Origin of the sequence: Microbacterium sp. (genome assembly GCF_044340635.1) — a bacterium.
GTDB lineage: Bacteria > Actinomycetota > Actinomycetes > Actinomycetales > Microbacteriaceae > Microbacterium.
This window is the reverse complement of the sequence record NZ_JBIITF010000027.1, coordinates 1-15,098: the sequence shown is the minus strand read 5'-3', so window position 1 is coordinate 15,098 and position 15,098 is coordinate 1. Positions and strand designations below refer to the sequence as shown.

16 protein-coding genes are annotated in these 15,098 nt (G+C 68.8%); 4 read left to right on the top strand and 12 right to left on the bottom strand.

Annotated features, from left to right (window positions below; translation table 11 throughout):
- A partial coding sequence (locus tag ACIQ0W_RS15655; protein WP_396643583.1) for a hypothetical protein occupies positions 1 to 817 on the top strand: 817 nt, incomplete at its 5' end.
- A gap of 881 nt (positions 818 to 1,698) precedes the next feature.
- Here ACIQ0W_RS15655 and ACIQ0W_RS15650 read toward each other — a convergent pair.
- From ACIQ0W_RS15650 to ACIQ0W_RS15595, 12 genes are all read right to left on the bottom strand, one after another.
- Positions 1,699 to 3,168 (bottom strand): PrgI family protein, encoded by a 1,470-nt coding sequence (locus ACIQ0W_RS15650; protein ID WP_090587778.1) that lies wholly within the window; start codon positions 3,166 to 3,168, stop codon positions 1,699 to 1,701.
- A gap of 3 nt (positions 3,169 to 3,171) precedes the next feature.
- The gene (locus tag ACIQ0W_RS15645) at positions 3,172 to 4,536 is read right to left on the bottom strand and encodes a conjugal transfer protein TrbL (RefSeq protein WP_090587777.1); all 1,365 of its coding nucleotides are present in this window, start codon (positions 4,534 to 4,536) and stop codon (positions 3,172 to 3,174) included.
- 35 nt (positions 4,537 to 4,571) lie between these two features.
- On the bottom strand, positions 4,572 to 4,871 hold the full coding sequence (locus ACIQ0W_RS15640; RefSeq protein ID WP_285132586.1) for a DUF6112 family protein: 300 nt from the start codon (positions 4,869 to 4,871) through the stop codon (positions 4,572 to 4,574).
- A 172-nt stretch (positions 4,872 to 5,043) separates the two neighbouring features.
- Entirely contained in the window at positions 5,044 to 5,310 is a 267-nt protein-coding gene (locus tag ACIQ0W_RS15635) for a DUF6112 family protein (protein WP_090587774.1), read from the bottom strand.
- A 6-nt stretch (positions 5,311 to 5,316) separates the two neighbouring features.
- Positions 5,317 to 6,927, bottom strand: a complete 1,611-nt coding sequence (locus ACIQ0W_RS15630; protein WP_090587772.1) for a M23 family metallopeptidase — start codon at positions 6,925 to 6,927, stop codon at positions 5,317 to 5,319.
- Positions 6,928 to 6,939: 12 nt separating this feature from the next.
- Positions 6,940 to 7,632 carry a hypothetical protein gene (locus ACIQ0W_RS15625; protein ID WP_090587806.1) on the bottom strand — a complete coding sequence of 231 codons (693 nt, stop codon included), beginning with the start codon at positions 7,630 to 7,632 and terminating at the stop codon, positions 6,940 to 6,942.
- 36 nt (positions 7,633 to 7,668) lie between these two features.
- Positions 7,669 to 8,670 (bottom strand): ParB N-terminal domain-containing protein, encoded by a 1,002-nt coding sequence (locus ACIQ0W_RS15620; protein WP_090587771.1) that lies wholly within the window; start codon positions 8,668 to 8,670, stop codon positions 7,669 to 7,671.
- Positions 8,667 to 9,560 carry a hypothetical protein gene (locus ACIQ0W_RS15615; protein WP_090587769.1) on the bottom strand — a complete coding sequence of 298 codons (894 nt, stop codon included), beginning with the start codon at positions 9,558 to 9,560 and terminating at the stop codon, positions 8,667 to 8,669. The genes ACIQ0W_RS15620 and ACIQ0W_RS15615 overlap by 4 nt, the downstream gene beginning before the upstream one ends.
- Before the next feature lie 92 nt (positions 9,561 to 9,652).
- Complete coding sequence (locus ACIQ0W_RS15610; RefSeq protein WP_090587768.1) at positions 9,653 to 10,057, bottom strand: hypothetical protein; 405 nt, start codon at positions 10,055 to 10,057, stop codon at positions 9,653 to 9,655.
- Entirely contained in the window at positions 10,054 to 10,701 is a 648-nt protein-coding gene (locus tag ACIQ0W_RS15605; RefSeq protein WP_090587805.1) for a DUF2637 domain-containing protein, read from the bottom strand. The genes ACIQ0W_RS15610 and ACIQ0W_RS15605 overlap by 4 nt, the downstream gene beginning before the upstream one ends.
- Positions 10,702 to 10,733: 32 nt before the next feature.
- A complete protein-coding gene (locus ACIQ0W_RS15600) occupies positions 10,734 to 11,666 on the bottom strand; it encodes a bifunctional DNA primase/polymerase (protein ID WP_291039520.1) in 933 nt (310 codons plus the stop codon).
- Complete coding sequence (locus ACIQ0W_RS15595) at positions 11,666 to 12,745, bottom strand: ImmA/IrrE family metallo-endopeptidase (RefSeq protein WP_090587765.1); 1,080 nt, start codon at positions 12,743 to 12,745, stop codon at positions 11,666 to 11,668. Before ACIQ0W_RS15595 ends, ACIQ0W_RS15600 begins: the two co-directional genes overlap by 1 nt.
- 312 nt (positions 12,746 to 13,057) lie before the next feature.
- Here ACIQ0W_RS15595 and ACIQ0W_RS15590 point away from each other — a divergent pair, with 312 nt between their 5' ends.
- Genes ACIQ0W_RS15590 through ACIQ0W_RS15580 form a run of 3 tightly spaced genes read left to right on the top strand, consistent with a single transcriptional unit; the run spans position 13,058 to position 15,021 of the window.
- Positions 13,058 to 13,489: a hypothetical protein gene (locus ACIQ0W_RS15590; protein ID WP_291039525.1), complete on the top strand. Its 432-nt coding sequence runs from the start codon at positions 13,058 to 13,060 to the stop codon at positions 13,487 to 13,489.
- 60 nt (positions 13,490 to 13,549) lie between these two features.
- Positions 13,550 to 14,014 carry a hypothetical protein gene (locus ACIQ0W_RS15585; protein ID WP_090587761.1) on the top strand — a complete coding sequence of 155 codons (465 nt, stop codon included), beginning with the start codon at positions 13,550 to 13,552 and terminating at the stop codon, positions 14,012 to 14,014.
- Positions 14,011 to 15,021: an MAB_1171c family putative transporter gene (locus ACIQ0W_RS15580; protein ID WP_090587760.1), complete on the top strand. Its 1,011-nt coding sequence runs from the start codon at positions 14,011 to 14,013 to the stop codon at positions 15,019 to 15,021. Before ACIQ0W_RS15585 ends, ACIQ0W_RS15580 begins: the two co-directional genes overlap by 4 nt.
- The last annotated feature ends 77 nt before the right edge of the window (positions 15,022 to 15,098 follow it).

The window sequence follows — 15,098 nt, the reverse complement described above, 5'->3', positions numbered from 1 at the left end:
CAACGACGAGAGCGAAGCGCAGCTCTTCGACCGGATCGCCCGTAACACTCCCGTCGAGATCGACGAGTCGCTAGCCGAAATCCGATCGCTGACCGAGTCACTCGTGCGTGAGTTGCGGATCATCGCCGAACTTCCCGGCCGCGCTACCGTGCCTCTCACGAAGAAGCGAAAGGACGCAAAGGCTTCTCAACTCACTTGCAGGCAGCTCCTCGAAGCGATCGACCCTTTGGCCAACATGCTCCAGCCAGCAGTCGAGATGCCAGCAGTACCAGCGGCGGTATGCGCACCCGAAGGGCTTGAACTCGATCCGTATCTGCATATCCTTCGGTGGTTCCTTGAGGATGGCGAGACGCTTCGCAGCGTGGCCTTCCCATACGAAATGGGAACTCACAACTTCGCTGGAGTCGTGCCGGCCATTCTCGCCAGAAGGGTTGATGCGACTTGGGACGCGCTCGCGCCAGGAAGAGCCAGTGCCATCGTTGAGAAGTTCGCGTCGAGCACGTTCGTAGCGGTGACTGACCGACGGATCGTTACCGCCAACCCAGGGAAACTCCTAAAACGAGGCGAACTCGGCCCGATCTACTCCTTGGATGACGTGCGGAATGTACGCGGTCGCTCGCACCGCGGAGCGGGCGTCCGACCCACTATCGACGTGGCCACAGAGGAGCGCGATCTGCATTGGATGTTCCCCGACTCCGCGGAGCACGAGGACATCGACAGCCTGGCGGCGGCTCTTTCCGAAAGAACGCCCCACGCAGTTTCGGCCGCGACAGCGATTGAAGGACTTGCCACAGCAGACTCCGCCATCGAGTCCTAGAGATTGCGCGAGTGTAGGCATGAGTGAGCAGGAAGGCTTCCGGCCGACGGGTGGGCGGGCAAAGAGCGGCAAGTGCGCGCTGTGCGGGGCCCTGGCAAGACTCACCAAGGCACACGTGCCACCGAGAGCTGCATTCAACAATGGGAGCTTCTCTTGGGGTGGCACGACAGCAGGCAGCCGACTTGCCCACGGGCGGCCACGCCTCGGTGGCGCCAGCCTGTACGCGCATTGCGAAACCTGCCGGGCGGCCACATCCCCTTGGGATGACGAGTACATTCGGTGGGCCTACACCTTCGCGGGCAACCTGCTCCACTCCCAGTGGAAGGGCGAGCGGACTCACATTGAAGGAAAGCTCAGCGAGGTTCGCCCGGGTCGATTCATCCGCTCCGCGCTCGCAGGCATGACAGCGCTGACTCCGAAGCTCATCGATTCACACCCTGACCTGGTCTGGGCCGTGCGGCATGGAGTCGCAGCCCCAGCGCCCGAGGGCATCCGATTCTTGGCGGCGATCGCGCCTGACGGGGCGGCGGCGGTCCTTGAGGGAGCACACGAGGGCTTGGCCGTAAAGCTATCGCGGGATGGTGGAAGGGATGATGAATGGACGGCCGCGACCACACCGACAATCTCTGCCGTGATTCACTTCCCTCCGTTCAGCTTGCTGCTTGCGGATCGCCAGTTGGTGAGCGCTTTGCCGCACGCCGACTGCACTGACTGGCTAGAACTCGGGGTCGATGACCTCGCAGAGGTATCACTGGCGCTTCCCGTTGTTGATCTGCCCCGAACTCCAGACGCGCCGGTTCCTGTTTCGATGCTTCGGTTTATCGACGCGCGAGCCTGATCCTCGGCCGGAACAAGGTCGGGTCACGCCGTGTCGGGAGGGCTTACACCCGTCGGCAGAGCGGAAGCGCGGCGGTGGTGAACGCGGCGGCTTGCTGGCCGACGAGGAGCCGGGTCTCACACGACGCTTGGATCGCGGCCTGCTCGATGGCGGCGACGGCGGCGTCGAGTTCTTCGACGGTTGGGGCTGAGACGGCGATGAGGCCGGTGTAGCGGAGGATGCCGTGTCCGGCGGTGAGGTCGGCTTCTTGCTGGAGAACGTCGTGGTACTCGGCGGTCTGCGAGGCGTCCTCGATCTGGCCGATCTTGGCGCGCTGGGCCTGGTCGGAGATGTGCTCGACCTTCTTCTTGCGGATGTCGCGTGCGGCGGCATCGGATCGCATTGGGGTGCAGATCAGCGAGAACGACCGTTGGATGCCGGTGGACAGCAGCACCGGCGACAGGAACCCCGGATACACCAGCGACCGCGGCCACTCGCTGACCCAGAGCACCGCATGGTGGGCGGAGTCGGTGCGCAGCTTGCCCCAGGTCTCGGTGACCGCAACCGGCCCCGCGGTCGCGAGGGACTGGCCGAGCGTGCCGTGCCGTTCCAGGGTGGCAGCGATGGCCGGGTCGTAGGCGGAACGCAGCATCACCGCGATCTGCCCTGGTGTCAGCCATCCCGAGGGCGAGAGGTCGGCGGAACGGAGCGCGGCGACGATCGTGTTCATCTCTTGCCGCAGCACGGCGGCAGCACCGCGTATCCCGCCGCCCGCGGTCCTGATCTGACGGGCACTGGTCTTCATGTCCAGTGACAGCGAGAGCGTGGTCGCGTGGCGTTCACCGGCGGGTCCGGCCCGGTCGATGAGTTCGGCGTAGGTGTCGGCCGCCCATGATCCGTCAGCCGTGCCGTGGGTGGCCCACCATTCGGCGAGTCCGGTGCCTGAGTCTGGGAGGGTGCGTTCGAGGACTTGCAGCGTCGCGATTCGCCCGGAACGGCAGACGGTTGCCAGCACGCGGCCCCAGGAGCTGACGCGGCGTTCCTGCTCGCCTGGATCGAGGAGCACGAACGCGGGATGGGTGACCTCGCACACCACGGTCAGGGTTGCGGCGTGGGGGTCGTGGATCATCCCGGCTCCGGTATCGGGGTCGGTGTACTCGCGCAGTCGCGCCATGTCGCCGGGCAGTGCGAGGGTTCCAACGGGACGCGGGACGACGATCCTGCGTCGGTACAGCAGTTGCCCGCCGGTGGTGCGCCACAGCCACCAGCAGGCGATGGGCAGCCACTCCACGATTGGCCGACCTGCGATGGGTATCCAGGTCAACGCCGCGGCGAGTACCCAGATGGGGGCGGTGTAGGCGAGCAGCATCCCGCCGCCGGCGTAGAACGCGCCGATGAGCGTGGCTCCGCCGATGGCGAGCGTGATGAGCTGGGTCAGCGACAGGCCGAGGAGGACACCGCGACGAGTGAGGCGGGAGAACTTCACCGGCACGAGTTCGCCCGCGGGGGGCCGGTCGTGGTTCGTGCTGCTCATCGTCTACTCCTTCGGTGGGCGTGGCGCGGGCGGCGGGGGCTGCTTCGACGGCGGTGACGGGTCGCTGCTCGGCGGTCGTGGTGCCGGGCTCGACGGCGGTGCCGCAGGCGATACGGCGGACGGTGGCGGTGTCTGCGCTGCTGCGTCGGCGGCGTGCTCGCCCTGGGCTCCCAGCGCGGTTCCGGCCTTCGGGCCGGCGGTTGCGGCACCCTTGGCGACGCTCGCCCCAACCACCACCCCGGCTGCCACGGGACCGGCCGCGGCTGCACTGCCTCCGCTTGCCGCGGCTCCACTGCCGGCGGCCCCTCCGCCGCTCGCGGCGGGTGCCGGCGCTGGGGCCTTCGGCGGTGCTGGTGCGCTGCTTCCTCCACCCGTGTTCCCGCCGCCGCTGTTGGTTCCGTCGAGCACCTTCTTCGGGTCGCCGCCGCCTTGTGGCTTGGTCGGGACGGGGATCGGGCGGTTGAGGGCGCTCTTGGCGTCCTGCTCGGAGCCGATCGCGTGGTACATGTCGAACCCGACGAACGCGATGAACTTGTACGTCAGGTACGGGGCGAACGCGGCCATCGCCATCAGCACGATCCCCGCGATGGGGTCGCTGATCGAGGCGAGGTCGGCGTCGATCGGTGCGGAGACCTGGGTGATCGCAACGAGGAACATCACGACGAGCACGAGCTTGGAGCAGATCAGCGCGACGACGAACATCGCCCACTTCCCGATCCACCCCCGCGAGGCATCCCACGAGGCACCGCTGAACGCGAGCGGCGCGAACACGACCGCGACCAGCAGGAGCGCTTTCCTGACGAGGAGGGACAGCCACACGATCGCGGCGGCGGTGATCGCGAGGCCGGCCATGAAGATCGTGATGATCGCACCGACGCCGGGAGCGGCGATGTTGATCCCGACCAGCCCTCCGGCGAGGAGGGCGATCTTGTCGCCCATCGACTCAGTGGTCTCTCCGGCGGCCTGCACGATCCCGATGCATAGCTGATCGACGACCTCCAACAGCAGCGCGGTGAGCGTGATGACCACGAACGATCCGAGGACGGACTTGGCCAGGCCGAGGGCGGCGCGGGTGAGTGCGGTGGGGTCGCGGCGGATCAGGCCGGTGATGAGTTGGAGGCAGAAGAAGATCAGCATCACGAATACCGCGATGCCGAACAGCAGGTTGTAGACGGCGATGTAGCCGGGCTTGGTGACATCCACCAGGGTCGTGGTGTCGAAGACCGACCAGACGGCCTCGAACAGCCACCCTGCGGCGGCACCCATCGCCTGGGCGAGCCAGTCGAACGGGGCCGCGACCAGCGAGGCGGCTCCTTCGCCGACGGCATCGCAGACCGAGGAGATCACGGGAACGTCGCACACGCCCATCACGAACACCAGCACTCTCGACGACGACGGGCGGGTCAGACGGACTGGCCGACGTTCCAGAAGAAGTTGATGAGCGTCACGCTCGCGCCGCAGATCACCGCCGCGCCGCAGGAGACGAGGACGCCGATCTTCCCGCGCGAGGCGAGGTGCGGGTTGGAGGAGTTCGCGCCGAAGCCCCACACGATCGCGGACACGATCAGCGCGAGAACGGACAGGATGAGGCCGATGGTCATCACCGCGCCGACGATGGTGCGCAGCTGGTTGATCCCCGGCAGGCCGTTGGTGTTGGGGTCGATGTTGATGTCCATCGGCACCAGCAGCGGCGGCGCGGACATGACGTTGGCGAGCAGATCGAACACGGTAGGTCTCCTTGGCGACGGGCGGCCCGCCCACGAACTCGCAGACGGGGTACACGCGACAGGTGCACCCGCGACCCCTCGGCAGCGGAGACGACAACGCCCACGTCGGCGAGGACGTGGGCGTTGACAGGTTCGGAGGCGTTCGGCGTCAGAGTTGTTGGCCGAGGTTGAGTAGCCAGTTCATCCAGGCGACGCCGCCTCCGGCGAGGACGGCGGCACCGACGGAGACGAGGACACCGATGCGGCCCTTGCTGGCGGTCGCGTAGTTGCCGTGGGCGGTCGCGATGGCCCACACGATGGCCGACACGATCAACATAAGGACGGCGACGATGAGGACGAACGCCAGGAGCGCTCCGACCACGGCGCGCAGGTCGCCGATGCCGCCGAGCCCGTTGAAGTCGGGGAAGACACCCATTTCCGTTCACCCAACCTTGACTGTGACGTGGAGGTGGTCGTAGTGGCCTCCGGTGATGGAGGCGGGGTCGTGCATGCCGCCGCCGTTGTAGGGTCGCCAGCCCTGGGCGTCGCGGGCGACCGACCAGATTTGGCCTTGCCAGATCAGGTACTCGACGCCGAGCACGTCGGCGTTGTCCTTCATCCAGTTGGTGACCTTCCAGCCGGCGTCGAGTTGTACCGGGGTGGGTCGCTGGCCGATGCGGTTGCCGAAGGTGATGTCGCACGCCCTGCCGAGGGGATGCTCGGACTTGGTGCCGGGGCGCGGTGAGTAGCAGCCCCAGCCGGTGTCGGGGAACGCGGCGAGGGTCTGCTGGTAGAGGTGGAGCATGCGGGCGGTGATCTTGCCCGAGCTGGTGGGATCGTCGACGAGCCGGTCGGGGTCTCCATCGACACCGGTCGGCGTGCCCGCGGTGGCGTTGTTGCAGGCGGCGGGTGATCCGCTGGTCGCCGTCGGCAGGTTCGCGGCCCCGTGCTGGTTGAGCCAGGCGGCGGCGTCGATGGCCTCGCTGTTCGTGCCGCCGGGCCGGACCTCGAAGTGCAGATGTGCGCCAGTGCTCATGCCCGAGGAGCCGACATCGCCGATGTGCTGCCCGGCACTCACCCGGTCGCCGGGACGGACGTGGATGCCGCTCTGCCACATGTGCGCGTAGGCGGTCGCGACGGTCTTGCCGTCGATGGTGTGCTCGATGACGATGAGGCCGCCGTACCCGCCGGAGAACTCCGCGACCGTGACGGTGCCGTCCGCGGCGGCGAGGATCGGGGTGCCGTCGGGCGCGGCGAAGTCGGTGCCGGTGTGCATCTTCCGCTCGCCCGTGATCGGGTGCACCCGCATCCCGAACGGCGAGGTCAGCACCCAGGTGCCCTCGGGCAGCGGGAACACCACCCGCGACGACGACACCGCCGGGCCGCCGACACCAAGAGCAGCACTGCCGCCTGTGGTGAGGGCGGTGAGGATGCTGTCGGCGACGGGCGCGTAGTTGCGGTAGCGGTCGGGGTAGGCGGACACCTCGACGGCTTGGGCGGCTTCGCCGGGGTCCATCTGTTGCCAGCCGGGGATGTCGAGCAGTCCGCGTGGCGAGGGGTAGTTCGGTCCGGTCGGCCCGCCGAAGAACGCTCGCGCCTGGTAGTTCGGGTCCATGAGCTCGGCGACAGTGCCCCACCCGGATTGGGGGCGCATCTGGAACAGGCCGAGGGAGTCGTGGTCGCCGCCGTTGCCGTCGTTCGGGTAGGTCGCCGACTCGGGGTACGTGCCGGTGTTGGTGAGCATCCGCAGCGTGGACTCGGTGAGCGCGGCCATCAGCGCGATCTTGATTCCGGGCCTGCCCACGTCGGTGATGCCGTTTCCGACGGAGATGATCGTGGCCGCGTGCGTGAGCTGCTGACGATTCAGCGTGAAGGTTTCGCCGTTCGCGGTGGTCACGGTGAGCGAGTCCGGGATCGGGCCGAGGTTCACGCTCCCGGCTGGAGTGGCGCAGTAGGCAGCGGCGGGATTCATCAGCACCCCGATCCCGAGGAGTGCTGCGGCGGGTGCGAAGAACAGCAGTGCCAGGGCTGCGATGGCGGCCTTGCGGAACACGACGCCAGCCCTTCAGCGCAGCGGGTTGTCGAGCTGCGACAGCCGCAGCAGATGGCACGTCGGGTAGGCCGGTGCGCAGACGATGAACAAGGTGAACGCGACCGGATGCTCGCTGATGACCGGTTGGCCGTTCCAGACCCCGGCGCGATGGCGGGTTCCCTCGATCGTGACGGCCGACGTTCCGGCCGCGAGCTGCCCTGGCTGGGCCTGCGCTACCGCCTCGGACCAAGCGTCGGGGACGTACGTGGTGTTGATGGTGAGGTGCTGACGGGTGGCGTACTGCCGCAGCTCGATCCAGGCGTCTCGGGTCGGCAGGTACGCGGCCACGTCGGAGGCCAGCCCTGCTTGTTCGTCCCCGCTGGGGTCGCCAACCGCGAGGATCGTCGAGGTGAAGTCCAGCGGCCACAGCCCCGAAGCGGTGTCCCAGGCGAACAGCGTTGACGCGACGCCCTGAGCGAAAGTCTCGGGGTCGGCAGAACGGGGAACCGCTGGAACTCGCGGCGGTAGAGGCGTGCTCGGTGCCACGGTTGGCGGTGCCGTGGTGACCGGGCCAGGCTCCGAGTCAGGATCGGGGGTGGTGCTGTTGCGGGGGCCGGTGAGGAGTCCGTAGACGCCGACACCGGTCAGGAGCAGCAGGACGACGCCGGCGGCGATGAGGGCGACGAGTCGGCGGCGGTTCCGGGGATTGGTGGGTGCAGGGCTCATGCCGAGCAGGTGCGCACCCGGCACCCACGCCCGCGGTCAGAGGGCTCGGAGTCGTGGCCGTTCCGCCGTGCCTTCGCGGGCGACGCGGAGTGCGTCGGCGAACCGAACGGTGCCGTCGGTGGTGGTGAGGAAGTTCTCGAACTGCTCGTTGGTCAGCTCGGCGGCGAGGGTGCCGGCGTCGTAGTGGGTCCACCAGTCAGCCAGCTCGCCCCAGGTCTGCACGAACGCGCGCAGCGGGTAGCGGACGGGCTGGCCGTCGCCGGTGACGAGCGGCAGCGGGCGGGGTGGGATGCGCTTGCCCTTCTTGATCGACTTCGCCTGGGCTACGGCTGCTTCGGCGCGGGCGTGCAGCTCGGCCTCGCGTCGCTCCCGCGCGGTGGTGTCGGCGTCGCGGATCGCTTGGTAGATCGGATGCACCGGGTCGCCGGCCTCGATCCGTTCCAGCCCGGCGGCAGCCTCGGTGCGCAACGCCTCTGGCTGAGCGGGGTTGTGGGCGATGTCTTCGAGGTAGCCGATCTTCTCCAGCGTCGTGTGCGATGCACCGCCGGGAATCATCGCCGCCGCTTGCTCCCGCGCCTTCCCGAGCGGCCCGCTCGACGGTGGTGCAAAGTTTGCACCACCGTCGTTTCCCGGCTGGTTCTCGCTGCTGAACTGGGTGGCGGACTTTCGGCGGGCGGCGTCTTCGGCCATGACCTGCTTGATCTCGCGGTAGAGGCCGGCGGCTTCGAGTTGGGTGTAGGGCTTGTGGAGCATGTTGTCGTCCTGCTCGGCGAGGAGCTGTCCGAGTCGGTCGGACAGGCCACTGCGAACCCACACGTTGACGGTGCGCCAGCCGAGCTTCTTGATCGCGGCCAGACGTCGTGCCCCGCACACCAGCACGCCGTCGATGGTGATCGTGAGAGGTTGCAGCAGGCCGTCGCGGTCGATGGAGGCGGCCAGTGTGTCGATGTCGCCGAGGTCGGCGCGGTGCCGTGTGCCGACGAGGATCGACTCGACCGTGCGGTCGAGCTGGATGCTGCCGATCTGCGGCTCGGTCACGACGCCTCACCGCCTCCACCACTCGGCGCGGCCAGAGCGAGCGCGAGGATCAGATCATCGTCGCGGAGCAGCAGGTCGAGCGTCTCGCCCAGCAGCAGCCGGAGCAGGATGCCGCGACCGCTGCTGGTGGCCACGTAGGCCGGGTGCGGGTTCCCGAGCAGTGCTTTCAGCAGCGCGGCCCAGGAGCGACGCGGCAGGTCGAGCAGAGCCCGCGCGTGCCGGTCGCGGCGCAGCGCCTCGTAGGCGGACTGGCGGGTGCCCGCCTTCATCAACGCACCGCAGACGTGCTCGACGGCGGCCCGAGCGGTGTCGGTCGGCCAGTCGAGCAGGCACAGCATCGCGATGGCGTCCTCGGCCGCCGATCCAGCGGACATGCACGCCTGCGCCGACCCGAGACTGTCGCGCGGCTCGGTTTCGAGGTCGCTGGGACGCAGGTCGGTGGTGTGGAACGCGGGATGGTAGTCGGCCAGCGCGGTGTCGCGTTCGGAGAACCGTTCGGGGTCGTGGAACGCCGAGACGTGCGCGCGGCGGGCCTGGTGCACCGAGCAGAGCAGACCTTGGGCGCGTTCCTCGTAGACGCAGGTGATCCGCACGGCGTGGGTGATGATCGCCCACGGATCGTTGGCCTCGCGGGTCGAGCGGTACTGCATCGCGTCGAACGCCGCCGTGACCGCTTCCCAGGTGTCGAGCTTGTGCTTCCTCGCGAGAGCGCGGTACTTGTCGGCGGCGAACTCCATCAGGTCGCGGGCTACCGGGTCGTGAACCCAGGCATCCTCGCCGCCCTCGGCGAGGCGATTGAGCAGGGCGCGCAGGCCCTCGCCGGTGGTGAAGTCCTCAGCCCCGAAGGCCGTCGGCTCGGTGTTGCTGCTGGTGCGGGTTGGTGTGGTCATGGTGTCGGCACCTCCTGGCAGGCAGGTGCGCACTCGCTCCCACGAGTGCGTCCTGTAGCCGATGCTGTCGCAGCCATGACCCGTCACCACCGTCAACTCATCGAGACCCCGGAGCGGGAAACCTGCGACGCCGGTGTGCTGCTGCGCCCGAACGCTGAGATCGGCGGCAACCGCCGGGCGCGGTCCCCGAGACGACGAACGCCTGCACCGAGCGGGGTGCGGGTGCGGCGTGCGAGCTCGGCTTGGAAGTCGAGACCACGCCCGGCCGCGTGCGCGGAGTGCCGGGCGATCAGGTCGGTGGGGCGTACCCACTCCACGCCGCGCCCGCGAACGATCGCGTGCTGCTTGTCGTCGCGGGCGACCTGCGCGGCCTGCACCGCCTCCGGCGTGCTCGCCGGTTCGACTGGCTCGGGGCGCTCCCGCGGCTCCTCGAGGACCAGCCTCGCCGGATCGGGCCTTACCGAGTCGGTGTGCTGCGCGTTGTCGCTGGTGTTCATGGGGTCGTCTCCTCCCGCTCGTCGGCGGTGTCATTTGTGTCAGTCAGGTGTGCGACGGCGAACCAGCGGCCTACGGTCGAGGGATGCACATCGAGTTCGCGGGCGATCCGCTTGTTCGACCAGCCCGCCTCCCGCAGCTCCTGCCCCAGCGCCCGCCGATCCGCCACGCCCTCGTCGTGACGGGTCGGTTCGGTTTCGGCGGACGGCAGCGCAGGCATCGACTCCGCAGCAGCCGTCGAGAACGACGCGGCGGCGGTAGGTTCGGTGGCGGGGTCGGTGGCGCGGGTGAGGATCACGGTCAGGTGCGTAATGGCCAGCAGCACGACGGGCGGCACCGCGGCGACCGAGGCCGCGAGCATCCTGGGCACGTCAGCATCTGCGGCGACGACGGCGTGAATGGCGTTCGCCGTCACCGACACGATCGCGCCGCCGACCAGCAGCGCCCACGGATACCAGGCAGAGCGCTGCCCGGCGAGAGCGACGACGGCGACCGTGGCGACGACGATGATGCCGTCCACGATCAGCGGCCACGCCCACGCCTGCCCCGCACCGATCCCCGAGCGAGCGGCGAGATCGGCCAACGAGGTGAACGACAGCCAGAACGCCCCGGCGGCGATGAACACCGTCCCCGCGACCGCGGTCATCGCGGCCCAGCGCCGCCCGTCCGATTCACGCCTCACAGCCCCGCCCTCCCCAAGGCTGCGGAAGGTGGGCCTCCCGAGCGTTCGAACCACCGGCCCGCGCCTTGGGCCCGGTGGTCTGACGTGGCCTCGGATACGGGCTGGGTGGCTCGGTAGGCAGAGCGCACGGTCGTAGTGATCTCGCGATCGCCCAGACCCGCGGACTGTGCCGCAGCACCCAGGGCATCGAGCGCGTCGGCGGGCGAGACGCCGTTCTCGGCGAGGCGGCAGGCGGCCCAGAACAGGCCCCGGTTCCGCTCGCCCTCACCCCGCCCGGCGACCCACGCCGCCAGCCGCGTCCCATCCACGGCCATCGAAGTGCCCTCGGCGCGCGTTGAGGCGACGGGGCGCGGGTCGAGGAAGTCCCGCAGGCGGGTCGCGTCCACCGGGCCGACCGAGTGCGCGGCGATGTCGGCGACCTCGTAGCGGCGGACGTTGCCGTCGATGATTCGCCGGGAAGGCGAAGCGATGATGTAGCCGCCGTCGCCCCGGAAATCGACACCCGCAGTGGCTGCCTGCCACGACCGCTGCTCCCGGCCCGGTGTCGCCGGGAAGTACACGTGCGCGCCACCGGTGGGTGTGCGCACCAACAGACCCGCTCCATCGACGAGCCCCGCCTCGGAGGCGCGCTCGAATGCCGCGCGGCCATCGTGGGGGCCATGGACATCGACATCGACGACGACAACGCCCGATGCAGCGCCGGTCGGGATGCTGATGTTCGCGTTCGGTGTGCGCGACCACCAGGCCGCGACCTGTTCCGGGTCGCTGCTCGCATCGAGGAACCCACGACGGGTCAGCGGACGCTTCCCCTCGACGACGCACGGAAACACGGGCACGCCAGCCGCCGCGAGGCTCCGAGCCGCGAACGCCAGGCTTGGCGAGCGATCCACGCGAATGAGCGCCGCCAGGACATCGAATGCTTCGGGCATCACAGCCCCCGCCCTGCCAGAGCTGGCACCTGCGCAGCACGCGGACGATCGGTCTCCACCGCAGGCGCAGACGTGCGGGAGGTGCGCGGACTGGCGTTGTCGCGGTCGAGGCCGGGCGGGGTGCCGTCGCCGACCTGGAGCGTGTCGAGCTGGTCGAGGATCGCCAGCGCGGTCTTCCGCACCCGCTCGCCGGTGGCCTGCACCACCTGGACGGGCTCTTGGCCGTCCACGCGGACGGCCCAGGTCGAGACGTACGGGATCGTGTACCCGGCAGTGTCCATGCCGTGCGCCGCACCGACCATCAGAGCCACGGACTCGGCCTCGACCTCGCGGATGCCGCGATGCTGCCGCGCCTCCTCATCGTCGGGATCGTGCATCAGCACATGCGCCAGCTCGTGCGCGAGCGTCTTGACCTGCGCGGCAGGGTCCATGTTCTCCCGCACCGCGACCGTGCGCGCCTCGTAGTCGGTCATGCCGTTCGCGCCGGAGATCATCCCCTCGTGCGGCACCCGCAGCACCTCGAACCCCGCGCCGCGAACCTGCCCCGCCAGCCCTTCCCACAGCCCCGACGGAGCTTCACCTTCCAGCAGCGCCGGAGCGGGCGGGACCGGCAGCGGTTCGCCGTCGGTCTGGGACGCATCCCACACGTAGGCCGGTCGCGCTCCGACCATTCGCGAGCGCACCACTTCGCCGGCCTTCGGCTTCTCCCGTGGGCCGAGCCGCCGCCACGAACTCGCATCGGCAGGAGTCGCGGTGGCGAACCGGCCCGTCACGGGCGCGAAGATCATGTAGCCCGGCTGCCCTTTCATCACCTGCCGTCCCAGCCCCTGCCACTGCCGGTATCCGGCGACGAGGGTGGGGAAGGGTTCGGGCACGCGGCCTGCCTCGAACGCGGCCTCGTGCTGCACCCAGATCAGCATCGTGTTGTTGAATGACCGCGACCTGAACCGTGCTGCGAAGGCCAGCGCCTGCCGCCAGTCGTCACCGGAGACCAGCGACTCGACCGCGCCGGTCAGCTTCTCGTGCAGCTCGTCGAGCTTCGCCTCTCGCGCCGCGCGGGCGTCCTCGTTCGATGCCATGCTCCGGTCTCCTTTTCGGTGGGCCGCGGCGCGGTGGCGCGCGGCGGTACACCTGGCAGGTAGGCGCGAACACCCGTGTCCGGACTGTGAGCTGGACATCGTTCACCTCCTTGAGGCCGCCCGAGCCGAGACCGGGGCACCGGTATTGAGCATGCTCAAAGTGTCCCGGAGTCCTGTTCTAACACCGACCGTTGAGCATGCGCAACCCTTGATTTGTGCATGCTCAACAAGTACGGTTGAGCATGCACAACCACCCTCCGGGTGGCCCACATCGATGCCTTGCCCGTCGCGAAGGGAAGGGGGTCAGCCACCATGACCGAAGACGAGAGCCAGGCTGCGGCCGAAGACCTCGCCAAACGTCTGCGGCTCCTGATGGATGTCGCTGTGGCCGAGTCCGGCACGGAGCCGACCTACTCGCAGATCGCCGGCTACCTCCAAGAGCGAGGCACCAACCTTTCGCGGTCGCGCTGGACGTACATGGTCAACGGCCACCGCTACGTCCAAGACCCCGCAGTCTTCGAGGGGCTCGCCGCGTTCTTCGACGTGGACGCGGCGTTCCTGCTCGGCGAGGACGGTGCCGCCACGCCCGAGAAGGTCTCAGCGCAGCTCGACCTGGTTCGGTCCATGCGTGCCGCGAAGGTGAAGTCCTATGCTGGCCGCACCCTCGGCGACATCTCGCCGAAAGCACTCCACGCCATCACCAAGTTCCTGGATGAGGAAATGGCACCAACGCCTGAGCACTGACAGGTGTCGCGCAGGGCGAAGCCGATACCGGTCGCTGCTCCCCACTGAGAGGGGCGAACCGTGAACATAGAACAGGCCGTATCGGCGGCCGTCGCGGGCCTTCAGCTCGGCAATACCTTCACCTTCGACGACCTCCTCCGCTCGGTCCAGGACCAGCGGCACCGCAGGCTCCGCGTCATCGAGCTCGCCGACCTCGACACGCACGACGGCCTCTGCGCGCTCTGGCTGGCCACTGATACGGACGACCTCGTGCTCCACGCCCGCACCGACTCGACACTGCACCGCCAACAGTTCGTCCTGCACGAGTTCGCGCACATGATCCTCGGCCACTGCGACGGAGCGGACTGCCCAGCCGTGGACATGCTGCTGCCCAACATCCCGCCCCGCACACGCGGACGCCTGCTCCGGCGGCAAGACCTCGACAGCGAAACCGAGATCGCCGCCGAGTCCCTTGCCGACCAGCTCGCCGCCGGCATCCGAGGATCGGTGTTCGCCGAATCGGCCTTCTCGGAGATATTCGGATGATCCAGACGCTCGTCGCGACGCTCATGTGGGCGCTCGTGGCGAGCCTGCTCATCTTCCGCCGCAAACGCACCGACCGAAGCATCACCTACGCCGCACTCACCATCGCCATCGCGATGACGCTGAACGTCGATGGAATCTACACGGCCGTCGATCCGCTCGTCGGCGGAACGAACCTCGCAACACTGCTCGCGGACGCGCTGCTGATGACCGGACTGTTCTTCCTCGGACGGGGCGTCATGAAGTCCGGCGAGTACAGGCCCACGCTCGTCCGCGTCGCCGTGAGCGCACCCGTGCTCGTGATCTCGCTCTCCGCGATCGCCGTGACGTTCGTGTTCATCGACCGCGGCCGTACGACCACGCAGTTCATGAGCGACCTCGGCGCTCAACCCGCGACGGCTGCCTACTCGATCATCACCTTCGTCTATGGCGGCATCGTCATCGCCGCGATGCTAACCCTCGCCGCCCGGCGATACCGGCACAGCGCCGGTGTCCAGCGCCTGCCCGCAGCGCTGCTGACGCTCGGGTCAGCTTTCGGCGTCGCCCTCTGCCTCGCTGTGATCGTCATGGACATCGCCCACGTCACCGGCCGACTCGGCCTCCTGCATGCCGTTCAGCCCGCCTACGGGCCGCTCTCGCTCCTGACGTTCCTATTCCTCTGCGCCGGGTTCGCCGCGCAACCCGCCGTCCGGCGCGCCCAGCACTACCTGCGCGACAAGCGCACAGCCGCCCTCGCGGCACAGCTGGAGTCACTCTGGAACCGAGCGACACAGGTGCGGCCCGGCCTGAGCCAAGCAGACCCGCTCGCCGCCAGCACGGAAGACCCCGAAGGGCGACTGCACCGAGAGATCGTCGAAATCCGCGACGCGATGATCGACCCCCGAGTCACCTTCGACACCAGCCGAACCGAACGCACCCTGCTCGAACGCGCCGAGAGCCACCTCGTCGGAAACGACACCGCCGTCGCGACGACCTTGCCCATCCCGAACGTCGAGGAGCGGGAATCGTGATCGGCCGCATCGCCCTGAGCGCTGGAGTCGTTGCAGCCCCCGCGGGTGGGGCGGGGGACGCCCTCGCGCGACCGCGC